General features: G+C 39.3%; 23 protein-coding genes. 18 read left to right on the forward strand and 5 right to left on the reverse strand.

The genetic code is table 11. The annotated features are described in order from the left end of the window. Positions 1-78 precede the first annotated feature (78 nt). From uspA to trmL, 7 genes are all read left to right on the forward strand, one after another. Complete coding sequence (uspA, locus tag L4F93_RS04305) at positions 79-504, forward strand: universal stress protein UspA (protein WP_250351281.1); 426 nt, start codon at positions 79-81, stop codon at positions 502-504. Between the two features lie 177 nt (positions 505-681). Beyond that, the gene (gene alaS, locus L4F93_RS04310; protein WP_250351282.1) at positions 682-3,306 is read left to right on the forward strand and encodes an alanine--tRNA ligase; all 2,625 of its coding nucleotides are present in this window, start codon (positions 682-684) and stop codon (positions 3,304-3,306) included. A gap of 149 nt (positions 3,307-3,455) precedes the next feature. After that, on the forward strand, positions 3,456-3,638 hold the full coding sequence (csrA, locus tag L4F93_RS04315; protein ID WP_103854347.1) for a carbon storage regulator CsrA: 183 nt from the start codon (positions 3,456-3,458) through the stop codon (positions 3,636-3,638). 22 nt (positions 3,639-3,660) lie between these two features. Continuing rightward, positions 3,661-5,025, forward strand: coding sequence for a phosphomannomutase CpsG (locus L4F93_RS04320; protein ID WP_250351283.1), 1,365 nt, complete (start codon positions 3,661-3,663; stop codon positions 5,023-5,025). A 139-nt stretch (positions 5,026-5,164) separates the two neighbouring features. Next, the gene (galU, locus tag L4F93_RS04325; protein WP_250351284.1) at positions 5,165-6,052 is read left to right on the forward strand and encodes a UTP--glucose-1-phosphate uridylyltransferase GalU; all 888 of its coding nucleotides are present in this window, start codon (positions 5,165-5,167) and stop codon (positions 6,050-6,052) included. 254 nt (positions 6,053-6,306) lie between these two features. Then, complete coding sequence (gene brnQ, locus L4F93_RS04330) at positions 6,307-7,608, forward strand: branched-chain amino acid transport system II carrier protein (RefSeq protein ID WP_250351285.1); 1,302 nt, start codon at positions 6,307-6,309, stop codon at positions 7,606-7,608. A gap of 115 nt (positions 7,609-7,723) precedes the next feature. Continuing rightward, positions 7,724-8,203: a tRNA (uridine(34)/cytosine(34)/5-carboxymethylaminomethyluridine(34)-2'-O)-methyltransferase TrmL gene (gene trmL, locus L4F93_RS04335; RefSeq protein ID WP_250351623.1), complete on the forward strand. Its 480-nt coding sequence runs from the start codon at positions 7,724-7,726 to the stop codon at positions 8,201-8,203. A 47-nt stretch (positions 8,204-8,250) separates the two neighbouring features. Here the strand turns inward: trmL and nfuA are convergent, their stop codons facing one another. Together nfuA and L4F93_RS04345 are read right to left on the reverse strand one after the other, a co-directional pair. Further along, complete coding sequence (gene nfuA / locus L4F93_RS04340; protein WP_250351286.1) at positions 8,251-8,835, reverse strand: Fe-S biogenesis protein NfuA; 585 nt, start codon at positions 8,833-8,835, stop codon at positions 8,251-8,253. 105 nt (positions 8,836-8,940) lie between these two features. Next, complete coding sequence (locus L4F93_RS04345; protein WP_250351624.1) at positions 8,941-9,633, reverse strand: amidophosphoribosyltransferase; 693 nt, start codon at positions 9,631-9,633, stop codon at positions 8,941-8,943. 141 nt (positions 9,634-9,774) lie between these two features. On the opposite strand from L4F93_RS04345, the gene L4F93_RS04350 reads away from it, so the two are divergent. The 3 genes from L4F93_RS04350 to L4F93_RS04360 are packed head-to-tail and all read left to right on the forward strand — an operon-like array spanning position 9,775 to position 12,404. After that, entirely contained in the window at positions 9,775-10,587 is an 813-nt protein-coding gene (locus L4F93_RS04350; protein WP_250351287.1) for a Cof-type HAD-IIB family hydrolase, read from the forward strand. Positions 10,588-10,599: 12 nt separating this feature from the next. Further along, on the forward strand, positions 10,600-11,442 hold the full coding sequence (locus L4F93_RS04355; protein ID WP_250351288.1) for a hypothetical protein: 843 nt from the start codon (positions 10,600-10,602) through the stop codon (positions 11,440-11,442). Between the two features lie 44 nt (positions 11,443-11,486). Next, entirely contained in the window at positions 11,487-12,404 is a 918-nt protein-coding gene (locus tag L4F93_RS04360) for a Dyp-type peroxidase (protein WP_250351289.1), read from the forward strand. A 122-nt stretch (positions 12,405-12,526) separates the two neighbouring features. Here the strand turns inward: L4F93_RS04360 and L4F93_RS04365 are convergent, their stop codons facing one another. Both L4F93_RS04365 and L4F93_RS04370 read right to left on the reverse strand, forming a co-directional pair. Then, on the reverse strand, positions 12,527-13,315 hold the full coding sequence (locus tag L4F93_RS04365; protein ID WP_250351290.1) for a hypothetical protein: 789 nt from the start codon (positions 13,313-13,315) through the stop codon (positions 12,527-12,529). A 120-nt stretch (positions 13,316-13,435) separates the two neighbouring features. Continuing rightward, on the reverse strand, positions 13,436-14,149 hold the full coding sequence (locus tag L4F93_RS04370; RefSeq protein ID WP_250351291.1) for a tRNA1(Val) (adenine(37)-N6)-methyltransferase: 714 nt from the start codon (positions 14,147-14,149) through the stop codon (positions 13,436-13,438). 81 nt (positions 14,150-14,230) lie between these two features. On the opposite strand from L4F93_RS04370, the gene srmB reads away from it, so the two are divergent. The 6 genes from srmB (at position 14,231) to yggU (ending at position 19,188) form a co-directional block, all read left to right on the forward strand. Beyond that, positions 14,231-15,550 (forward strand): ATP-dependent RNA helicase SrmB, encoded by a 1,320-nt coding sequence (gene srmB / locus L4F93_RS04375; RefSeq protein ID WP_250351292.1) that lies wholly within the window; start codon positions 14,231-14,233, stop codon positions 15,548-15,550. A 170-nt stretch (positions 15,551-15,720) separates the two neighbouring features. Continuing rightward, the gene (locus L4F93_RS04380) at positions 15,721-16,776 is read left to right on the forward strand and encodes a YeeE/YedE family protein (RefSeq protein ID WP_250351293.1); all 1,056 of its coding nucleotides are present in this window, start codon (positions 15,721-15,723) and stop codon (positions 16,774-16,776) included. Positions 16,777-16,803: 27 nt separating this feature from the next. Beyond that, positions 16,804-17,025 (forward strand): sulfurtransferase TusA family protein, encoded by a 222-nt coding sequence (locus L4F93_RS04385; RefSeq protein WP_250351294.1) that lies wholly within the window; start codon positions 16,804-16,806, stop codon positions 17,023-17,025. Positions 17,026-17,372: 347 nt separating this feature from the next. Continuing rightward, complete coding sequence (gene corA, locus L4F93_RS04390) at positions 17,373-18,320, forward strand: magnesium/cobalt transporter CorA (RefSeq protein ID WP_250351295.1); 948 nt, start codon at positions 17,373-17,375, stop codon at positions 18,318-18,320. Positions 18,321-18,337: 17 nt separating this feature from the next. Beyond that, positions 18,338-18,901 carry a YggT family protein gene (locus L4F93_RS04395; protein WP_250351296.1) on the forward strand — a complete coding sequence of 188 codons (564 nt, stop codon included), beginning with the start codon at positions 18,338-18,340 and terminating at the stop codon, positions 18,899-18,901. Continuing rightward, positions 18,901-19,188: a DUF167 family protein YggU gene (yggU, locus tag L4F93_RS04400; RefSeq protein WP_250351625.1), complete on the forward strand. Its 288-nt coding sequence runs from the start codon at positions 18,901-18,903 to the stop codon at positions 19,186-19,188. The genes L4F93_RS04395 and yggU overlap by 1 nt, the downstream gene beginning before the upstream one ends. 40 nt (positions 19,189-19,228) lie before the next feature. On the opposite strand, the gene L4F93_RS04405 is transcribed toward yggU, so the two are convergent. Then, positions 19,229-22,552, reverse strand: coding sequence for a polysaccharide lyase 8 family protein (locus L4F93_RS04405; RefSeq protein ID WP_250351297.1), 3,324 nt, complete (start codon positions 22,550-22,552; stop codon positions 19,229-19,231). A 390-nt stretch (positions 22,553-22,942) separates the two neighbouring features. Between L4F93_RS04405 and L4F93_RS04410 the strand changes: the two genes are divergently transcribed. Together L4F93_RS04410 and L4F93_RS04415 are read left to right on the forward strand one after the other, a co-directional pair. Next, a complete protein-coding gene (locus tag L4F93_RS04410) occupies positions 22,943-23,605 on the forward strand; it encodes an amino acid ABC transporter permease (RefSeq protein ID WP_250351298.1) in 663 nt (220 codons plus the stop codon). Further along, complete coding sequence (locus tag L4F93_RS04415) at positions 23,605-24,273, forward strand: amino acid ABC transporter permease (RefSeq protein WP_250351299.1); 669 nt, start codon at positions 23,605-23,607, stop codon at positions 24,271-24,273. Before L4F93_RS04410 ends, L4F93_RS04415 begins: the two co-directional genes overlap by 1 nt. Position 24,274 lies beyond the last annotated feature (1 nt).

The following is a 24,274-nucleotide window of genomic DNA, read 5'->3' on the forward strand; positions in this document are numbered from 1 at the left end:
CAAATTTTTTTTATTTGACTAGTGCTAGTATTACACCAAAAGAAATTGATTAACCTCTAAGATAATAAGGAGTTAGTTATGTATAAACACATTTTAGTTGCTGTTGATCTTTCTGAAGAAAGTGCATTCTTGGTGGAAAAAGCGGCAGGCGTTGCCAAACGCAATGAGGCGAAGTTATCCATTATCCACGTTGATGTAAACTTCTCTGATCTTTATACGGGGTTAATTGATGTGAATATGTCTTCAATGCAGGATCGTATTTCCACCGAAACCCATCAAGCCTTAGTTCAATTAGCGGAGCAATCTAGCTATCCTGTTTCAGAGAAACTAAGTGGTAGCGGTGATTTAGGGCAGGTTTTAGCGGATGCCATTGATAAATATGATGTGGATTTATTGGTGACAGGTCATCACCAAGATTTTTGGAGTAAATTGATGTCTTCCACTCGTCAAGTGATGAACACAATTAATGTTGATATGTTAGTTGTTCCATTACGCGAAGAATAGCGATTTAGCTGATTTATTCTGATTTGTGATCTGTACTTTGGCGATGAAAAACATCATCGGAAAAAGTGCAGATCCTTTTTATTTTGGGAATTGAAAAAAGTTTTTTCTAAATGTTAAAAATGTGCCAAAATAGCAAGATTCGTAACGAATTTAATGAAGATAAAATAAGGCAATTTAATGAAAACAACCGCAGAAATTAGAAAATCATTTCTTGATTTTTTTCATAGTAAAGGGCATCAAATTGTCCCAAGTAGTTCACTGGTTCCAGAAAATGATCCAACATTATTATTCACCAATGCAGGAATGAACCAATTTAAAGATGTATTTCTTGGTTTAGATAAACGCGCTTATACCCGTGCAACCACCGCTCAACGTTGTGTGCGTGCAGGTGGAAAACATAATGATTTAGAAAATGTGGGTTATACCGCGCGCCATCATACGTTTTTTGAAATGTTAGGTAATTTCAGCTTTGGCGATTACTTCAAACAAGATGCGATCACTTTTGCTTGGGAATATTTAACTTCAAGCGCGTGGTTAGGCTTACCAAAAGAAAAACTTTGGGTAACCGTATATGAAACCGATGATGAAGCCTATGATATTTGGCATAAACAAGTAGGCGTACCAGCAGAGCGTATTATTCGTATCGGCGATAACAAAGGCGCACCTTATGCTTCGGATAACTTCTGGCAAATGGGTGATACAGGTCCTTGCGGTCCTTGTACAGAAATTTTCTACGATCACGGTGATCACATTTGGGGAGGTCCACCGGGTTCACCAGAAGAAGATGGCGATCGCTATATTGAAATCTGGAATATCGTATTTATGCAGTTTAACCGCCAAGCAGATGGCACGATGGAAAAATTGCCAAAACCGTCAGTGGATACGGGAATGGGGTTAGAGCGTATTACGGCGGTATTACAACACGTTAATTCCAACTATGATATTGATATTTTCAAAGTATTGATTGCAAAAGCGGCAGAATTAACGGGGGAGAAAGATTTAACTAATAAATCCTTACGTGTCATCGCCGATCACATTCGCTCTTGTGCTTATTTAATTGCAGACGGCGTGTTGCCTTCTAATGAAGGGCGAGGCTATGTGTTACGCCGTATTATTCGCCGAGCAGTGCGCCACGGGCATTTACTTGGTGCGAAAGACGCCTTTTTCTACAAGCTTGTGCCAACTCTTGCAGAAGTAATGGCTGAAGCAGGTAAAGAGATTAAAGAAAATCAAGCACATATTGAAAAAATCTTACGCTTAGAAGAAGAACAATTTGCACGTACCTTAGAGCGTGGCTTAGCGTTATTAGATGAGGCGTTAAGCCAAGTGAAAGATAACGTGCTTTCTGGTGAAGTTGCCTTCAAACTTTATGATACCTTTGGTTTCCCATTGGATCTTACCGCAGATGTGTGCCGTGAACGCAATATCGTGATTGATGAAGCGGGCTTTGAACGTGAAATGGAAGCACAACGCCAACGTGCGCAGTCGGCAAGTCAGTTTGGTATGGATTATAACAACGTTATCCGTGTGGACGGTTCAACGGCGTTTGAAGGTTATAGCGAATCAGAAAGTCTCGCAAAAATCACCGCACTTTTCTGTGAGGGAAAATCTGTAGAACAAATTAGCGCAGGACAACGTGCGGTAGTCATTTTAGAAAATACGCCATTTTATGCAGAATCTGGCGGTCAAGTCGGGGATAAGGGGCGTTTAGAAGGGCAAAATGTCTTATTTAACGTCACAGACACGCAAAAATATGGTCAAGTGTTTGGACATATTGGTGAATTAGCCGAAGGCACGTTAAGTGTTGGACAATCAGTAAATGCCGTGGTGGATGTAGCACGTCGTAAACAAATTTCCTTAAACCACAGTGCCACTCACTTATTACACGCCGCATTACGCCAAGTGTTGGGTAACCACGTTGCACAAAAAGGCTCATTGGTGTCAGACAATTTATTACGCTTTGATTTTGCACAACCTGAAGCCATTTCTAAAGCACAATTGTTTGAAGTGGAAAAATTAGTCAACCAACAAGTGCGTGCGAATCACCCTATTCAAACTGACATTATGGACCTAGAGGCCGCGAAAGCAAAAGGTGCAATGGCATTATTTGGCGAAAAATACGCCGAACAAGTGCGTGTTTTGACAATGGGCGATTTTTCTATTGAACTTTGTGGCGGAATTCACGCCCAATATACAGGTGAAATTGGGTTATTCAAAATCATCACTGAAAGTGCAATTGCGGCAGGAATTCGCCGTATTGAAGCCGTAACGGGAGAAACTGCGATTGATTGGCTTCACCAACAGCTTGGTGTGTTAAATCAAAGTGCAGATTTATTGAAATCTGATGTTTCCTCACTGACGGATAAAATTCACCAATTGCAAGATAAAGCGAAGAAAGCGGAAAAAGAATTGCAGCAATTAAAAGAAAAAGCGGCAATGCAAGCTGGATCGGATATTGCAAAAAGTGCGGTGAAAATTAATGGTGTTTCTGTGGTATTACAGCAACTCGATGGTATAGAAACAAAATCACTGCGTGTGATGGTTGATGATTTAAAAAATCAACTCGGTTCAGCCGTGATTGCCTTTGTTTCTGTCTTTGACGGTAAAGTCAATTTAGTTGTTGGTGTAACAGCGGATTTAACTGCAAAAGTAAAAGCGGGTGAGTTAGTTAATCTAATGGCACAACAAGTAGGCGGTAAAGGCGGCGGTCGTCCAGATATGGCAATGGCTGGTGGCTCACAGCCTGAAAATGCAGAGAAAGCCCTTGCTGTTTGTTCTGAATGGCTAAATTCTCACTTATAAAATAAAAATTTTGTGTCGTAGCTCACAACTTTGCATTTCAGTCATCACGTTGTGAGCGTAAGTACGGTAATATTTTGGGGAGATGTACCCTAGGATATAAGGGGTAAATGATCGATAGGGATGTCGAAGAAAGGAAATGAGGAGGTTGTATGCTAATCTTAACCAGAAAAGTTGGCGAAAGCTTACTCATTGGTGATGAGATTTCTATTACGATATTAAGTGTTCGTGGTAATCAGATTAAAGTTGGTGTGAATGCACCAAAAGAAGTATCTGTCTATCGAGAAGAAATTTACCAACGTATTAGAGAAGCAAAAGATGAGCAATCATCTTAATTAGGAAAAGGAAGTGGATGTTATGGGTAAATTAACTTGTTTTAAAGCGTATGATATTCGTGGTCGTTTAGGCGATGAATTGAATGTGGATATTGTCTATCGCATTGGTCGAGCATTTGGACAGTTTTTAAAGCCTAAAACTATCGTTGTTGGTGGTGATGTGCGTTTAACCAGTAAAGAATTAAAAAGTGCCGTCACAAATGGCTTATTAGATTCTGGTGTGAACGTCATTGATTTGGGTGAAACGGGAACTGAGGAAGTTTACTTCGCCACTTCTTTTCTTAAAGCCGATGGCGGAATTGAAGTTACCGCAAGCCATAATCCAATGGATTATAACGGCTTAAAATTGGTGCGTGAGGGGTCGCGTCCAATTAGTGCGGATACTGGTCTTGCGGATATTCAGCGTTTAGCAGAGGAAAATCATTTTCCACCTGTAGAAAAACGAGGAGAATATAAGCAACTTTCCGTGTTAGGTGATTACGTTGAGCATTTATTGTCTTATATCAATTTAGATAATTTAAAACCAATGAAATTGGTGATTAACTCAGGAAATGGCGCAGCAGGACACGTTATTGATGCGATTGAAGCGCAATTCCGAGCAAAACGTGTGCCAGTGGAATTTGTGAAAGTTCATAATAATCCAGACGGCACATTCCCAAATGGGATTCCAAACCCCATTTTGCACGAAAATCGTCAAGATACTATTGATGCGGTGCTTGCGCATAATGCAGATATGGGGATTGCTTTTGATGGCGACTTTGACCGTTGTTTCTTATTTGATGAAAAAGGCCATTTTATTGAAGGTTACTACATTGTTGGGTTGCTTGGTCAAGCTTTCTTACAAAAAAATAAAGGGGCGAAAATCATTTATGATCCACGCCTGATTTGGAATACCATCAAATTAGTGGAAGAAAATGGCGGTGAGGCAGTATTATCTAAATCTGGCCATTCTTTCATTAAAGAAAAAATGCGTGCTGTTGATGCTATTTATGGTGGGGAAATGAGCGCGCATCACTATTTCCGTGATTTCTTCTATTGCGACAGTGGAATGATCCCTTGGTTACTCGTAATGGAATTAGTTTGTACCACAGGCAAGTCTCTTGGTGAATTAGTGAACGAAAGTATTAATACTTTCCCATCACCGGGAGAAATTAATAGCAAACTGACGGATGCTAAGGCAGCGATTGATCGTGTACGGGCGGCCTATGAAAAAGACGCCATTTCGGTCAATGAAATTGATGGCATTAGTATTGAATATCCTACTTGGCGTTTCAATTTGCGTACCTCAAACACGGAGCCAGTCGTACGCTTAAACCTTGAAACACGAGGTGATAAGCAATTAATGACAGAAAAAACCGAAGAAATTCTGGCGTTATTACGTCAATAATATGTAAAAAAGCACCGCTCTTTGGTTTACGGTGTCGCATATCAACGTGGCTATCTGAGATAGCCGCTTTGCTATTTTCACAACAACCCTATTATTAAAGTGCGGTTGTTTTTTTAGAAATTTTAGAAAAGGAAAACCAATGAAAGTCATTATTCCTGTTGCAGGTCTTGGTACGCGAATGTTACCTGCGACAAAAGCCATCCCTAAAGAAATGCTGACGTTAGTGGATAAACCCTTGATCCAATATGTAGTGAATGAGTGTGTCGCAGCGGGGATAAAAGAAATTGTCCTGGTTACCCACTCTTCTAAAAATGCGATTGAAAACCACTTTGACACCTCTTTTGAGCTGGAAACAATGCTGGAAAAACGGGTAAAACGCCAGTTATTAGAAGAAGTCCGTTCCATTTGCCCGAAAGATGTTACCATTATGCACGTTCGTCAAGGTAACGCCAAAGGGTTAGGACACGCCGTATTATGCGCACGTCCAGTGGTAGGGGACGCGCCTTTTGCGGTCGTGTTACCTGATGTGTTATTAAGTGATTTCAGTGCAGATCAACGCAAAGAAAATCTGGCGGCAATGATCAAACGTTTTAAAGAAACCAATGCGAGCCAAATTTTGGTTGAGCCAGTTTCTGAACAGGATATTAGTAGCTATGGTATCGTAGATTGCCAAGGTGTGCAGTTTAACCCGGGTGAAAGTGCAAAGATTAAACGAATCGTAGAAAAACCCGCGGTGGAAGATGCTCCTTCTAATCTAGCTGTGGTGGGACGTTATGTTTTCTCAGCGAGCATTTGGGATTTATTAGCTAAAACCCCTATTGGTGTGGGTGATGAAATTCAATTAACAGATGCTATTGATATGTTAATTGAAAAAGAAGAGGTTGAAGCCTTTCATCAGACTGGGGGGAATTTCGATTGTGGTGATAAATTAGGCTATATGCAAGCTTTTGTGGAATATGGCGTAAATCATCCTAAACTGGGCAGTGAATTTAGTGCTTATTTGAAGCAATTTGTTAAAACGCTTTGATCGTTTTTATTCAGTAAAGGAATGAGGGTTAAACATCATTCCTTTTTTATTTTTCTTGTATATTTAAATTTTGTCAAAAATTTCCCCTTATTTTTAAGTGATTTTAATATTCTCCACGCGAATTCCTGAGAAATCCCCTCTCCCGCTTGACAATAAAATCATAAAACTCTATAACTTTCCCATTTTCTAGTGGAAAATCATTTTGATTATTTATTAATATAATATTAAATGCTGAGTTTTAAGAGGTTAATAAAATGTTATCTGGAAAAGATGTTGCGATTTTGGGAATGATGATTTTTTCTCTCTTCTTAGGTGCTGGGAATATTATTTTTCCACCAATGGAAGGATATTATGCTGGAAGTCTGTGGTTTTGGGGGGCGTTAGGGTTTCTATTAACAGGCGTACTTATGCCTTTTATTACCTTAATTGTCGTAACCTTAAAAGGCTGTGGGGAAGAACTTTCCCTCGATTTACCTAAGTGGGCTCAGGTGGCGTTCTGGACAATTTTATATTTAGTCATTGGCTCAACCTTTGCAATGCCGAGAGTCACAAATGTTGCTTATGAAATGGCGTGGCAGCCCTTGAATTTATTGTCTGGTGAGTATTCCCATATTATTTTTGTGACGGTATTTAACTTAATCGGAATGAGTTTTATGCTAGGGCGCAGTACAATGATTTCTAGCATTGGGAAATTTATGGCGCCTGCATTACTGGTACTATTAACCATTGTTGGGTTTGAAGTGGTGAATGCACCACTTTCAGATATTGTTGAACCAAGTCAGGCTTATAAAGATCATTCTGCGATTGCAACGGGGTTGATTGGTGGCTATCAAACAATGGACGTGCTTTCCGCAATGGCATTTGGCGGCATTGTCGCACGAGCATTAGCGGTGAAAGGGGTTTCAAATAAACGTGCGATTTTACGTTATACCCTGACGGCGGGCGCTGTCTCAGTGGTGTTATTGAGTTTACTTTACTTATGTCTCTTCTATTTAGGCGCGACGGGTGAACAAGTGGCTCAAACATCAACCAATGGTGGACAACTTTTTGCGCAATATGTGAATGCGTTATTTGGGCGTGAAGGATCTTGGATTATGAGTGCTATCGTACTGTTAGCTAACTTAACAACCCTTGTGGGCGTCACCAGTGCTTGTGCAGATTATTTTTCAAAATTCCATCCTCGTTTAAATTACACCTTCTTCGTGGTGTTATTTACCATTTGTACCATTATTATTTCTGAAACAGGATTGAACACGTTATTACGCGTTACCATTCCAGCATTGTTATTAATTTATCCTATCGCCATTATGCTGGTTGTAATGCAGTTATTACGTCATAAGTTAGGCATTACTCGCACAGGGTACAACTTTATTATGGGGATTACTGCCTTATTTAGCGTAACCGATAGCCTAAAAAATATGGAATTATTACCGCACTTTATTCAGAACCTATTAGCGCATATACCGCTCCATCAGGAAGGCCTAACGTGGTTATTGCCAACCTTAGCAATGATGATGCTCTGCACGCTATTTAAAACAAAAAACGTTTCTGCCTAACATTAAGCCCTCCTTGTGAGGGCTTTATATTAAAGTGTGGTGCTTTTTTTATTATTTTGATCTTTCATTATTCAGCGGTAAAATTCGCATACGGAAATTGAACGAGAAAAAAATGATGCTAGATATTGTCTTATATGAGCCAGAAATTCCCCAAAATACAGGAAATATTATTCGCCTATGTGCGAACACGGGATTTCGTTTGCATTTAATTGAGCCACTTGGCTTTACTTGGGATGATAAACGTTTGCGCCGTTCTGGCTTGGATTATCATGAATTTGCCGAAATTAAAAAGCACAAAACCTTTGCGGATTTTCTTGCCACAGAACAGCCTAAACGCTTATTTGCAATGACAACCAAAGGGCGTTTAGCACATAGCCAAGTTTCGTTTCAAGCTGGGGATTATTTAATGTTTGGGCCAGAGACCCGTGGTATTCCAATGGCGATTTTAGATGAAATGCCAATGGAACAAAAAATTCGCATTCCAATGACAGAAAATAGTCGCAGTATGAATTTATCTAATTCTGTTGCGGTAGCGGTTTATGAAGCGTGGCGGCAACTTAATTATTCTGGGGCGATCAATTTTGATCCCGAATGATAATAAAAAGGCACGAAATAATTCGTGCCTTTTTATTTGTTTTACGATTAATAATAAGAATGTTCACCGCGTTGATGCTCGGTTACATCTTTAGCGCCTTTCAATTCATCAGGGAACAAACTGACTAATTGTTTTTCAACCCCATCTTTAAGGGTAACATCAACCATTGAACAACCATTACAACCGCCGCCAAATTGTAAAATAGCATAGCCCTCTTCGGTTAAATCAATCAGCGTAATATGCCCACCGTGTCCTGCCAGTTGCGGATTAATTTGGGTTTGAATGACATATTCTACACGCTCAATTAAAGGCGCATCATCTGCGACTTTACGCATTTTCGCATTGGGTGCTTTGAGCGTAAGCTGAGAGCCTAATTCTTCTGTCACATAATCAATTTCAGCGTCTTCCAAAAACGGTAAGCTCACCTCATCAACAAAGGCGGAAAAGGTATCGTATTTCATTTCGGTATCGGTAGCTTCTACACTGTTTGGCGGGCAGTAAGACACCCCACATTCCGCGCTTGGTGTTCCCGGATTAACCACAAAAATACGAATATTCGTGCCTTCTTCTTGTTGATCTAATAAACGGCGAAAATGAGCTTGCGCCGCATCAGAAATCGTAATTTGTTGCATTATTTATTCCTCAGTAATACTTGAGCTAGATAGTCAGGCATCATACCCCTAGATAGATTTTTTTTCCACCTTTTCTTTTATTCGGTATTTTCTATACACAAGATACTACTCGGTGTGGAAAGCCCGCGCTAATCCCCAAACTTGAATATTTTCCACGCCTAATTGACGAAAATGTTGAGCGATTTCATTTAAGGTTGAGCCAGTGGTGATCACATCATCAATCAATGCAATAGAGCGGTAATTGAATGTTTGGTTTTCAAACCTAAAGGCGTGTTTTAAATTTTGTTTACGCGCTTTAGCGTTTAAACCAAGCTGAGGGGGCGTGTGTTTTATGCGTTGAATAAATGATGAATGACAAGGAATAGCTAACCATTTTGCTAAACGCTTGGCGATTAAATCAGCCTGATTATAGCCTCGTTTCCACTGGCGAAAATGGTGCAGTGGCACAGGAAAAATGGCTTCTGGAAAGTGAAGGGAATGTTGTCGCCTTGCCTCATAAACCGCTAATAAAAGCAAGCGTGCTAGGGTATTGTCTAACCAAAAGAGATGGTGGAATTTAAATTGCTGAATTAATTTCGATAAAGGTGGATCATATTTGCTAACCATAACAATTTGATCCCAGCGAGGAGGAGTTGCTGTGCAATGTCCACAATGTTTAACGTAACTTGGCGTTGGCATTCCGCAACAACCACAATAGACGTAACGTTTCATTGCTTTATTGCAAGTTGTGCATATACCCTGTTTCTCTTGCGATAAAACTTGATGGCATAAGACACAACGAAAACCGAAAAAATTCACCAATTTTTCCACCGCACTTCTCTTTTGGTTGAACCCACTATAATTGATTTTTCTAAGAAAAACACTTTTTCTGATCAATTTTCCGATCTTGATCGCAAAAAATGGTAAAATTTGCTCAAAATTTAGTAAAAGAGGATAAAAATGACCGTACCTAACTATCGCAAGCAAATTAAAGCCGTTTTTTTTGATATTGATGAAACCTTATTTGTAAAAAATAAAGTTCATTTTCCAGAAAGTGGCAGACTTGCCATTCAAAAATTGCACGCGAACGGGATTTTAGTCGGCATAGCAACAGGGCGCGCACGTTGCAGTTTTCCCGCTAAAATTAATGAAATGGTGGCGCAAGAAGGGATTCACACTTTCGTCACAACCAACGGACAATTTGCTGTGCATAATGAAGAAGTGATTGAAAAACACCCTATTCCAACAGAAAAAGTGCAACGGCTAGTGAATTTCTTTGATCTTCATCATATTGCCTATGCGTTTGTTTCTAATGATAAAATTCGTGTTTCTGAAATGACGCCAATGTTAAAACACGCCCTTGATCCAATCACCACAGATTATCAAGTGGATAAAACCTATTATCAACAAAATGATGTGTACCAAGTGTTAGCATTTTATGCAGAAGACAAAGATGAACTCGTCGCGCAGGCACATATTTTGGACGATCTCAAAACCGTGCGTTGGCACGAAAATTCTGTCGATATTTTTGATGCGGAAGGCTCAAAAGCGAGAGGAATTGAAGCGATTGCCCATCATCTTGGCTTTTCGATGGAAAATGTTATGGCATTTGGAGACGGCTTAAATGATCTCGAAATGCTCAGCGCAGTTGGCGTTGGCGTAGCAATGGGAAACGGACACGATACCTTAAAAGCTGTTGCCAATCACGTTACCGATCATATTGAACAAGACGGTATATATAATTTTCTTGTAAAATCTGGTTTGATTGAATAAGAAGGAAAACTAATGCTAAACCTTGATGCACTAAAAACAATGCGTCCCGTTATTATGACGCCAAGCCACGACGGGAAATATTTTCATAATTATGTGATTTCATTACTTAATTTAACAAGCTCAGCAGCAAACCTTGGTTTGCACTTACAGATTTCTTTACAGCGTGGCGAAAGTTTAATTACACGAGCAAGAAATAATGCTGTCGCAGAATTTTTAGCCAATAAACAGTGGACACATTTATTTTGGATTGACTCCGATATTGGTTTCTCTGTTGATGCAGCTTTGCGTTTACTACTTTCGGACTATGATATTGCCGCGGGAGTTTATCCCCTAAAATACGAACAATTTCCAAGTGAAATTCCTGCTGGAATGACAAAGCAAGAATTTGAATCTGCCAGCACAAGATACACGGTAAATACTGGAGGTGTAGAAGGCGATAAAGTGCAATTAGAAATTTTACCTGATGGTTTTATGGAAATGGATGAAGCCCCAACAGGATTTATGTGCATAAAACGTGAAGTCTTTGAGAAAATGATCGCGTATTATCCCGAATTACAATATGTGCCAGATAGCATTGGCTATCAAGATTTAGGGCTACATTATCGTTTTTTTGATGTAATGATTGATCCACAGACTCACCGCTATCTTTCTGAAGATTACGGTTTTTGCTATTTATGGCGTAAAATGGGCGGCAAAGTATATATTGATTGCCAGTCTAATCTTACCCACCAAGGGGCAAAATTATATACTGGCGATTTTGCCAATTCACTTATTCATAACTTACCAAATGCAATTGGTGCGCCAGCAGGCAAAATGATGCAAGTGAATGGATTGCAATATTTAAAAACGGAATAAAAAACAACCGCACTTATTAAAGTGCCTCTAACGAAGGAAATAGTATGGCGACTTTACAAAATGTTCTTGATGAACCAAATAAAAATACCATTTTTATGGTGTGGAATTTTCACGATAATCTCGATATTAAACCCGCATTCCAACAGCTTTGTGGTTTAGTGGGTAACTTAAATAATACAGCAAAAACACGTTTTCCCGATGCGAAAGCCAGCGTGGTGATGGGCATTGGACACGATGCGTGGCTACGCCTTGATTTACCTAAACCATTACCGAAAGAACTTGCCCCTTTTGAACCAATAAAGGGATCAAAATACACTGCGGTGGCAACGCGTGGTGATTTACATTTTCATATCCGTTGCGATCAACCAAGTTATTGCTTTGATATTGCACAAAATATCGCAGATGTGTTGCGCGATGTGGCAAAATGTGTGGTCGATATTCAAGGGTTTCGTTATTGGGACGGGCGTAGTATTCTCGGTTTTGTGGACGGCACAGAAAACCCGCACGATCCAGAAGAACGCATATTATTCGGTACCATCGGTGAAGAAGATCCCGCTTACCAAGGCGGTAGTTATTTGTTCGTACAAAAATATGTACACGATATGCAAGCGTGGCGTGCATTACCTGTAAATGAGCAAGAAAAAGTATTTGGTCGTTCTAAAGCCGATGACATTGAAATGGACGATGATAGCAAGCCAAGCAACAGCCACAGTGCATTAGCCAATGTGGGCGATGATCGCAAAGTCATTCGCGACAATATGCCATTCTCCGCAAACGGCGAGGTGGGAACCTATTTTATTGCTTACGCAAATACCTTTACCACAGTGCAAGCAATGCTAAACAATATGTTTATTGGTAACCCCGCTGGTAATTATGACCGCTTGCTTGATTTCAGCCGCACCCGCACAGGAACACTTTTCTTCGTCCCAACGTTAGATATGTTAGATGAATTTGCGGAGTAATTTTCATTAAATAACAAAAAGCCACTTTATTATGTGTGATGTGGCTTTTTGTTTATTACGCTTTAATTTTGTAATGATGCTACGGCATTTTCTTTCAAACTAAAATAACAATAAATTTAAAATTATTTATTAGCTTGATTTAATACTGTTATACTTTTCCAACCTTCATTAGTGAGAATTAACACCGTACGTTGTTGATTTTTCGCTTTATCAAACAGGCGTCCAAATAATTTTTCTACATCGTTATTTGTTGCCCAAGAAGCAACATTTTCATAGCTTACCGTATAATTTACTTGAGAAAGTTTTCCCCCTGATGCTCGTTCATTAGGTTCAGTGAATGTACCCACAGAATCTAATTTTAATGCCCCCGTACAAAATTTAGTTCGCGAAAACATCCCTGTGCTGAAAAATGGTTTACCTTGTTCAGTAACTTCATAAACATTCACGTTAAGGATTTTTTTCTTTCCCCAATCTAGTTTTTCAAGTTTGTCTGCTTTTGAAGTAAGCAGTCCTGCTTTGACGAAATAATCTGCCTGAGCAAGTGATTGTTGTATACGCTGATCAGATACATCTGTGTTTAAAATCAATGCAGCATTATGAAGTGGTGATTGGTCAGAAACGTATGTACCAGAAGGTAACGAAATACAAATAGCTGGGCTTTTTTGTAATGCCAATTGTTCTTCAATCGCTTTTGCGAAATTCTCTTTATTGGCTTCTTTAGGATCATTACAAGCGGTTAAAAATAAGCTTGCAAAGAGAGTTGAGAATATTAGTTTATTGCGGATTGCGGATTGCGGATTGCGGATTGCGGATTGCGGATTGCGGATTGCGGATTGCGGATTGCGGATTGCGGATTGCGGATTGCGGATTGCGGATTGCGGATTGCGGATTGCGGATTGCGGATTAGTCATTGTATTCTCCTTAATAGTGAAACAATCAAGATTTACAGTTGAATTAATAAATATGAACAACATTCTAACAAAGCCCTTTTAAAACACAATATCACGCCTAAAAGTCTATTATTATTTTTCTCAAAACTTCAAATAAAACGCCTTCGTCAATTCCACAAAATCAGGGTGATATTGATTATTTTCGTCATAAATAATCAGTTGGGAATGTTGCATTGGCGCGGGGTGTTTGCGGAAAGTAAGCAACAGGCGTTGCGCGGGCTTGCCGATTTTGGTGATCACATCACATTGTTTTGTACAGTAAAGTGCGGTGCTTTTTTGCAAGATTTTTCCTGCGTTATAAGGAAGAATAAATTGGATTTTGCCCTGTTCATTCAAACATTGTGCTGCGATATTTAGCCAATCATTATGGCTCTGTTCAAGTGTATAGCGAGCAAGATTGCGTTGGGGTGTTTTGCAATCTTGTGCAGGGGAAAAATAGGGCGGATTGGCTACAATTAAATCAAAAAGATGTGGGGGATTTTGTGCGAATGTTGCAATATCTGTATGATATAAGGTCATTTTTTTCGCCCAAGGGGAATGTTCAAGATTTTCTTTTGCCTGCTCTGCGGCTGCGTGATCTCGCTCAACGGCACTAATCTGGCAATGTTGTGCGGTACGCTGGGCTAACATTAAGGCGATCAACCCTGTGCCTGTGCCAAGATCTAACAGCGTCTGAGCCTCTTGGATATCTGCCCAAGCCCCAAGCAAAATGCCATCTGTTCCGACTTTCATCGCACAGCGATGGTGATTCACGTGAAATTGTTTAAAGCTAAAGCCCTGATTTTCCTTTGTCATAAACTTCCTAAAAATTGACCGCACTTTAAACGCAAAGTGCGGTATAATTCGCGATAATTTTCCTTAATAGTAACAAGAAATATGAACTTAGCACAATTTGAACAATTGGATCTCGCCCCTGAATTATTAAAAGCCTTGGCAAAAAAAGGCTATCAACGCCCTACTGCCATTCAGTTAGAAAGCATTCCAGCAGCGATGGCGGAACGAGATGTGCTAGGTTCAGCGCCAACTGGCACAGGAAAAACTGCCGCTTTTTTATTACCTGCGTTGCAACATTTGCTTGATAATCCACGTCGCAAACCCGGCACGCCAAGGGTGTTGGTTCTCACGCCAACCCGCGAATTAGCGATGCAAGTGGCAGAACAAGCGGAGCAATTGGCACAATTTACCTCTCTTGATATCACTACGATCACCGGTGGCGTCGCTTATCAAAATCACGGCGAGGTGTTTAATGATAATCAAGATTTGGTCGTCGCCACTCCCGGACGTTTATTGCAATATATTCAAGAAGAAAATTTTGATTGCCGTTCCGTAGAAATACTGATTTTTGACGAAGCGGATCGAATGTTACAAATGGGCTTTGGGCAAGATGCGGAAAAAATTGCGGCGGAAACGCGCTGGCGCAAACAAACTTTACTCTTCTCAGCCACTTTAGAAGGTGAACTATTGAGGGATTTTGCGGGGCGATTACTCAATGATCCCGTACAGATTGATGCCGAACCAAGTCGCCGTGAGCGCAAAAAGATTCAACAGTGGTACTATCACGCAGATAGCGATGAACATAAAGTAAAATTGCTTGCCCGTTTTATTGAACAAGAAAAAGTGAGTAAAGGCATTATTTTCGTTCGTCGCCGTGAAACCGTGCGTGAGCTTTCTGATACCTTGCGGAAACGCGGCATTCGTAGCACCTATTTAGAAGGGGAAATGGCGCAAACGCAACGCAATAATGCCATTGATAAACTCAAAAATGGCGTCGTTACCGTGCTAGTTGCCACCGATGTTGCAGCACGCGGTATTGACATTGATGACATCAGCCACGTGATGAATATGGATTTGCCTTACAGTGCAGACACCTATTTACACCGTATTGGACGCACTGCTCGAGCAGGTAAAAAAGGCGTCGCCGTGTCTTTTGTTGAAGCCCACGATTATAAGCTGCTTGGCAAAATTAAACGTTATACTAAAGAGCTACTCAAACCACGCCTTATTGAAGGGTTAGAACCTCGCACTAAAGCCCCGAAAGATGGTGAAGTAAAAAGTGTCAGCAAAAAACAAAAAGCACGTATTAAACAAAAACGTACAGAAAAGAAAAAATCGGCACAACAGAAAAAAACCAAACTCCGCCATAAAGATACGAAAAATATTGGCAAACGACGCCAGCCAAGCGGAGGAGAGGGATAGCCCTCTCCTTTATTTCTACTTACTTTCCATTATTTTCTATTCGATACAAAAATTTGCAAACCGATTTCTTATAACTAAAAGAAATATCTCTTCTCAATTAATTATTGGCTAGCCATAAAAAATTTCTCGCATAATACCTGCGCTTAATAAAGAAATGAGAGGAGAAGTTTATGCTTTGGACGATTTTTTCGGGAGGAATTCTCGGTGTTATTTTTGGCTTTGTATTGCAGCGTACGCGTTTTTGTATGACGGGTGGTTTTCGTGATATGTACACGGCGAAAAATAACAAAATGTTTTATGCCTTTTTACTGGCGATTTTAATTCAAAGCGTGGGGGTGCTGACGCTTGTAGAGCTAGGTTATGTTTCATCGCCTTACGAAGATTTTTCTTTGCTAGGCACGGTTTTGGGATCTTACCTATTCGGTATTGGCATTGTACTTGCTAGTGGTTGTGCTACGGGGACGTGGTATCGTGCAGGCGAAGGGTTAATCGGAAGCTGGCTGGCGTTGGCAATGTATATGCTGAGCGCGGCGATGATGAAATATGGCGTGTTGGTAGAGTTCAAAAACAGTGTCACCCGCTATACCAGAATGAATGATAACCTTGCGGCCCAATTGGGGATTTCTGTTTGGTGGTTAGTGGGGTTATTGGCGATCGCGGTGGTATTTGGCATCTCGCGCACGTTAAGTAAACGTCCTAAAAATAAAGTGGCAACCTTACCGCAAAAATACCAAGGATTACGCCATTGGCTCTTTGAAAAGCGTTATCACCCCTTTGTTGCCGCGGTAGCAATTGGCATTATTGCGTTGGTCGCTTGGCCAGCGAGTGAAAGCACGGGGCGAGCCGGTGGATTGGGGATCACCACGCCTTCTGCAAACCTGATTCATTTTTTAGTAACGGGTGATGAAAAGCGGTTAAATTGGGGCGTGTTTTTGGTGATAGGTATTTTTATCGGTTCTTATCTTGCTGCAAAAGGAAGCCGTGAGTTTAGATGGCGCTTGCCCGATACTAAAACACTTTATCACAGTGTGCTAGGTGGATTTTCGATGGGCGTTGGCGCATCACTAGCGGGTGGTTGTACTATTGGTAATGGTTTAACAGCGACGGCGGTGATGAGTTCTAAAGGTTGGATCGCCCTTGCTTTCACCATTTTGGGCGTATGGACAATGGCTCACATTTTATTTATTCGCCCGCGTAAATTGGCGTTGGTGAACGCCTCAGCATAAGCATCATTGACAGAGAAGGAGATTAAGATGATCGTAAAATTAGAAACAGCAGGGTTGGTTTGTCCATTTCCATTGGAAGAGGCTAAAGCGGTAATGGCAAAATTAAATGCTGGTGATGGCATTGAAATTGAATTTGATTGTACTCAAGCCACAGAGGCGATACCCAACTGGGCAGCTGAGGAAGGTTATGACGTGACCCATTTCGATCAAATTGGCGATGCGAAATGGACGATTACGGTGGTGAAATAGCTTTTCTTTCAAGTGCGGTGGAAAATTCTTCATTTTTTCACCGCACTTTGATCTCGTTCTTTTCCCACATATCCCCTTGACGAATACGCCATTGAAGCGTAACATTCCGCACGATTTAGCAACAAGAGGACACACACTTTGGACAGTCATAGTCGATACCCAATTTATCGTTGATCTAAATCTCGTCCTCCACTTATCGGCGAGATTTCGCAGGTAAGTTTCATTACCTCAATTATTAGGTATCTTTAATTAAATAATCAAAAATTTTGTACCGCACTTTTGTGTTGATTATTTAGTTTTCTTTTGTTCATCGGGTTTGTTCATAATCCCCCAAGGAGTATGACAAAATGATTAATGCTTTTGCACTAGAAAATGCACGTTTAATTCGACTAGATGACGGTGATGAAAATCTTAATGCTGCCATTTGGATTGATTTACTCGAACCCTCAGGTGAAGAACGTGAAATGTTGCAACAAGGTTTAGGACAAAGTTTGGCATCCTTCCTCGAATTGGAAGATATTGAGGCATCAGCACGTTTTTTTGAAGATGAAGATGGCTTACATTTGCACTCGTTTTTCTATTGTGAAGATGAAAATGATTACGCTGACTTGGCTAGCGTGGCGTTCACCTTGCGTGATGGACGCTTATTCACCCTGCGTGATCGTGAACTTCCTGCTTTCCGTTTATATCGAATGCGTTCACGTAGCCAGCGTTTAATTGAATGTAATGCTTATGAAGTGTTATTAGATTTATTTGAGACAAAAATCGAGCAACTTGCTGATGTTATTGAAAACGTCTATGCGGATTTAGAAAAATTAAGCCGTGTTATCTTAGAGGGAAAACAAGGTGAGGCGTTTGATGAGGCATTGGCAACCTTAACGGAACAAGAAGATGCCAGTTCCAAAGTGCGCTTATGTTTGATGGATACGCAACGTGCATTGAGCTTTTTAGTGCGCAAAACACGTTTGCCCGCCAATCAGTTAGAACAGGCGCGTGATATTTTACGCGATATTGAATCTCTCCAACCGCATAATGAATCCTTATTCCAAAAAGTGAATTTCTTAATGCAAGCGGCAATGGGTTATATCAATATTGAACAGAATAAGATTATGAAATTCTTCTCAGTTGTTTCGGTAATGTTTTTACCTGCAACACTTGTCGCATCAACTTATGGAATGAACTTTGAATTTATGCCAGAATTGCATTTAAAATATGGCTATCCAATGGCAATTGGCTTAATGATCGTCGCCGCGCTTACGCCTTATATTTATTTTAAACGTAAAGGCTGGTTATAATTTTTAAGGAGGAAATAATGGGTTTAAATTCCCTTCAATTTTTAGTTTATACATTAATTAATGTGTTTAGTTTCGTCTTAATTTTACGCACTTGGTTTCAATATAGCCGTGTGGATTTTTATAATCCTTTTTCGCAAACCTTAGTCAAATTTACACAGCCAGTGGTTGCGCCTTTACAAAAATTTCTTCCTACGGTTAAAGGATTAAATACTGCGGCATTAGTGCTATGTATTATTTTAGGTACAATAAAATACCCTTTGATTGATTTATTGGGTTCAGCAGAACTTGCGGCAAGCCCACAAGCTTATCTTTTTATTGGCTTGCTACATACCTTACGCACACTCGGGGAAGCGGTGATTTATGTGTTATTTATCCAAGCCATTTTGAGCTGGTTTAATCGTGGGCAAAATCCATTGCAATATACCCTTTATCAACTGACTGAGCCTTTGCTTAATCCTATTCGCCGTATTTTACCGAATACAGGAATGATTGATTTTTCCCCAATGTTGTTGGCATTTTTGTTATTTTATGCCAACCGTGTTATGTATGATATTGCCCCTATCTTATGGCAACTCGCCTGATGAATGCCGCCGGACAAACAGAGAAAGGAATTCGGTTGCGGATTTTTCTGCAACCGAAAGCAAGTAAAGACCAACTTGTTGGCTTACACGACAACGAGCTAAAAATTACCCTTACCGCTCCGCCCATTGATGGTCAAGCCAACGCCCATTTAGTTAAATTCCTAAGCAAACTGTTTAAAGTCCCCAAAAGCAGTATTATTATCGAAAAAGGCGAACTCAACCGCCATAAACAAATTTTTATTCCTGCACCCAAAATTATTCCTGAACAGGTTTTGACGTTATTGTGATAAGAAAAATGCTCTCAATTCGTGAGAGCATTTTTATTTTTTAGAATTGATAATTAAAGGTTGCTATCATCTTGCGTTCTTGATGGTTGTTAGTTTGTACACTGAAATCAAAGGTGTAATTACCAATATTTTTGGCAATTCCGAGTTTGCCTATCCATTCTTGTTTTGAACGAGTGAGTTTGTATTCTTGTCCATTTAATTGAAGACGATATGGTTCATCTAAGTTTACTTTCCAAGCTGGCTCAAGGTAAAGTGCTATGCCACCAATATGGTAGCTAAATTTACTTGATAGCTGTGTTTGAACAGCAAAATGATGGGCGAGTTTGCCATTATCTGGCAGTTTGCTATCTAGTAGATAAGAACCTAGCACACCAACGCGTGGTTGAATGGTAAATTGGTTAATAGCAAAGGTTTTATCATAACCAAGATAAAGGTCGAGATAATCTGCGTGTACAGTGCTATCAAAAACGTGACGATAACGAATAAAGCTAGAAAAATCATACCATTTCGCGTTAGCACCAATACCTAACTGATGAATATCATTATAACGATATTCTGCAAACGCCCCGACTTTTGTATGATCATTCAAGGATTGGTTAAACCCTGTTTGGAATTTTCCACCTAACCCCTGTTTATTGCTTTCACTTAATGTCGCTGTGAAATAATGATCATAGTTGAAGTTATCAATGATAGAAACATCTATATCGGTTAGATTTCTTAGGGTTTTCGCATATTTATCAAGATAATCTTGGCTAAACGCAACCTGTTCAGAAGATGTTTGAGCGGTAAGATTTTCTTCTTCATCATTAGATTCCACCGTTTCTTCTAAGGTTACAGTATGATTATTATCCTCAATTTGAGTTGGTGTAGGAGTTGTGCTGCCTTTATCATCCTTATCCACATTAGATTCAACGGCATTGTCTGATGTATCCGAGAGTGTATCCGTATTGTTATTTGATGTTACCGCTGGATTATCTTCAGAATTTTCAGATGTGGTTTCTGTTTTTGGGGGTTCTACGGAGTTATTTTCCTTATACTGGCTTTCCTCAATAGCTGAGAAATATTTTTGGTGATTATCAAGCTTAAAGGTAAATTCTGTTTTTTCTCCTAAAATTGTGGCAGTGACATTATTACCAACTTGTAAGATATATTTACCAAGTACTGACAAATTAATTTCATCATTAAGTGTCAAAGTTGGATCAGCAACATACACATCTAATCGCCCATTTTCTTCTGTTTTGATAACAGAAAGAGGATGATTCACCGTTAAACCATCAACCTCGCCTGCCTCAAAGAAATTAGCAAAGAGGCTATGGCCTACTTTTACTGCGTGTTGTTGGGCATTTTGTCGTAGAATTTGGATTGAATTTGTATCAAAATGGTTTGCTTCATCTGCACGATAACCCGGCATAATGAGGTAAGCATAACTCGCCTCTTTTGGTTTTGTTCCGTGGTTTAACCAAATTTTAGCAAATTCTGTTGAACCATCTTTACCCTTCTCAATAGCCGTATAGGGTTGCTGCTTATCAAGGATTTTATAACTGATAGTTTGTTGCGTGTCAGGATCGGTAAAAGAAATGGTATCACCAACCTGAGATAAAGTTTGCTTGCCATTGATGACTCTATTATCAATTGTTGTTAATACTTCACCTTTATCTGTGCTAGCAATATTTGAGCCTAGCGCGAGTACCATATCACCTAGCAGAACCCAAGATTTTTTCGCAGTCGTCTTATCATTATAAGACGTGAAATCCATTGCAATAATGGCTTTAGTGGCATTGCCTTGTGAACCATCTGCCTTAATACCATTATCTACACCACCTACAAAGGTTTTACTACTACGATCTTTTAAATATCGACGTTGCTTAGAGCCATCTTTCCGAATAGCGGTGCTTTCGGTCGTTCCCGGTAGCATATAGGTATCGACATTATGCCAATAATTTGTAAATGAATCGGTACGTTGGTTATCATAAATATAGGTCATTCCATCACCAGTGTACCAACCTTGAAGGTTCTCACCATTCATACTTTCATAGGCAGCAGTCCGATTAGAATGCATTGCAATAATCACTGTTCCCTTAGGACTTTTTTGCACAGCACGATCCATAAAAGAAAAGCGTTTTACCCCAATGGTTTCGGTTGGTTTAATATTTGGGTTATCAAGGATATTTTTTAAAATATTCCGCACTGTATTGTTTGGCGCATCCTCAATAGAATAATGCTGTTCAAGTAGCGTGCGCTTTAATAGTCCTTGTAATGCTGGTTTGTATTTTTCTGGCGCACTATCAATTAATAAGGAAATATCACTAATAAAGCGTTTTGCACGGGTAATATCACTACTATTTTCTCGGGTTATAGCACGTCCATTTACAGCGTCATTCATTCCTCCATTTACTAATAACCAGCTATATCCTTTAAGAAGTGACTCATAAATATTATCCATTTTGGGATCACTAAAAACAAAGTTTGGTGAATCTTTAAGCATATAAGCAAAAAGTCCTAATCCTTCAATTAAGACAGAGGCATAAGTGCCATTGTAAGCCACAGAAGAGTGTTGAATAAATGAACCATCAGCATAAAATCCATCATTTAATGTTGCATCATCTGTATCTCTGATTCCATTTTTAAGCTCGCCCACATCATAAATTGCTTGAATAGCCTGTTGAACCTCCGCATTATTATGAGTTAATAAACCGCGTGCCAGTGATACAGTTGAAGTATCCGTGCGGTTTCCACCTGTACTTGTTCTTTCATATTTTGATGTGGAATATTTCGCCGCTTCAGCATTTGCGCCACTTTTTGTTGGATCTGGTTGGAAATACGTTGTCGCAGCGATTAATTTTTCTTTCAAATCAGCTGGTATGTCATCGTTCATCAAAATTAAGACATCATTTAACGATTTGGGAATACCAATTTCCCAGTGCCACCAGTTACCATATTCTTTACCGCCGACTTGATAACCGCCCGTATGAATTTTTTCCAAAGAAGAAATAATTAACTGTTTAGTCTCTTGGTTTTGGTAAAATTGTGAACCAGATTTATTATAGCCTACGGCTAAATCTCTGATTGTATTCACTGTTGAGCGAATTTTTGCGCCAGCTGTTTTTTGTTCACTAAAATCAAACGTATCCTTATTTAATAATGCCTGTTGTGCATTGCTAGCGATATTATTTGTGGTATCTACTGATATCCCTGTAAGGTGAGTTTTCCAGTTTTGCAAGATTTGATCATAGGTATTTTGTGTTTTGCCCTGTTCTACGGTTAAAACAGAATTTGTTACAGCTTGGACAGGGAAAGTTGGAATGGCGGCTAACATCACGGGAGCTAGCATACACATCACTTTTGATAAACGAAATTGAGGCATTTTTTTCTCCTTAACTAATAGTAGTAATGCACGTTATGCTACGCGGATGAAAAAGAGAACTCAATTTCTCTGTTTTGAAAATATGAACAAGATCACAATAAAAATAAAACGATTTTTTATTTTTGTGCATCAGATATCAAATATAAGAGAATAATACATTACAAAGATATGATTATTGAATGGCACACTAAACGGTCGTGAAAGTTAATGAAGGATGATATTGAGGAATTGAGCAACAGAGGATTTGTTCTACGAAACAAAAGTGCGGTATATTTTCACCGCACTTTTTATATAACTAAAAAATCTAACCAATAAATTTTTATTCTTTTTCAATCAGCAATTTTATTGTTTAAAATGATTGCTCGTTTATGACTTCAATAGGGAAGAAAAATGAATTGGCAGTATGTTTTTGACAATATTCCAAAATTTATTGATGCCAGCATTATCACTTTACAGCTATCGTTTTTGAGTATTGTGTGTTCTCTCCTTATTGGGTTTTTGTGTGCTGTGGTAACCAGCTATAACGTTCGTTTTTTGCATTCCTTCGCTAAAGTCTATATTGAACTTTCTCGTAATACCCCATTGTTGATCCAGCTTTTCTTCCTTTATTTTGGATTATCCAAATTAGGAATTAAGTTAGAGGGATTTACTTGCGCCGTTGTGGGCTTAAGTTTTCTTGGGGGAAGCTATATGGCTGAGGCGATTCGAGCGGGGATTGAAGGTGTTCCAAAAGGGCAAGTTGAATCGGCTTTGAGCTTAGGATTAACACCCACACAAGCTTTTATTTATGTCATCACGCCGCAAGCCTTAAGCCTTTCACTGCCTGCGATTGGGGCAAACTGTCTTTTTTTAATGAAAGAAACCTCTATTGCCAGTGCGATTGCCATTGCAGAATTAATGTTTATGGCAAAAGAGTTAATTGGCTTAGATTATAAAACGAACGAAGCATTATTTTTATTAGTCACCTTTTATCTCATTATCTTATTGCCAGTTTCATTTTTTATTCATTATTTAGAAAAACGTAGCCGTTACGCTAAATATGGGAGGATTTAATGGGATTAGCTATTTTATTAGATGGAAATAACCTTCAACGGTTATTAAATGGTTTAGCCGTAACCGCAGAAATTGCATTTCTTTCCGTATTATTTTCTTGCGTTTTAGGCATATTACTTGGCATTGCAATGACAAGCCAGCAAAAAATAATACGAGGAGTTTGTCGTTTATATTTGGAAATAGTGCGAATTATTCCTTTATTAGTTTGGTTATTTATTGCGTATTTTGGTTTAGCTAAGTGGTTCAATATTCATTTAAATGGAATGGCAGTATGTATTTTAGTATTTATTTTTTGGGGAACTGCTGAAATGGGCGATTTAATGCGTGGGGCATTAAGTTCTATTGAAAAACATCAAAGAGAATCTGCTTATGCCCTAGGATTGAACGCAACACAAACCTTCCTATATGTATTGCTTCCGCAAAGTTTAAAACGGGTTACACCAAGTGCAATTAATTTATTTACCCGAATGATTAAAACCAGTTCATTAGCAATGTTAATTGGCGTGTTAGATGTAGTAAAAGTAGGGCAACAAATTATCGAAACCTCCTTATTTACTGATCCTTCTGCTGCATTTTGGATTTATGGACTTATTTTTCTTTTATATTTCGCAATTTGTTATCCCTTATCTCGATTTTCTCGCTATATGGAAAATCATTGGGAACAGTAAA

It is taken from the genome of Avibacterium sp. 20-132 (assembly GCF_023611925.1).
In the GTDB taxonomy this organism is placed as follows: domain Bacteria; phylum Pseudomonadota; class Gammaproteobacteria; order Enterobacterales; family Pasteurellaceae; genus Avibacterium.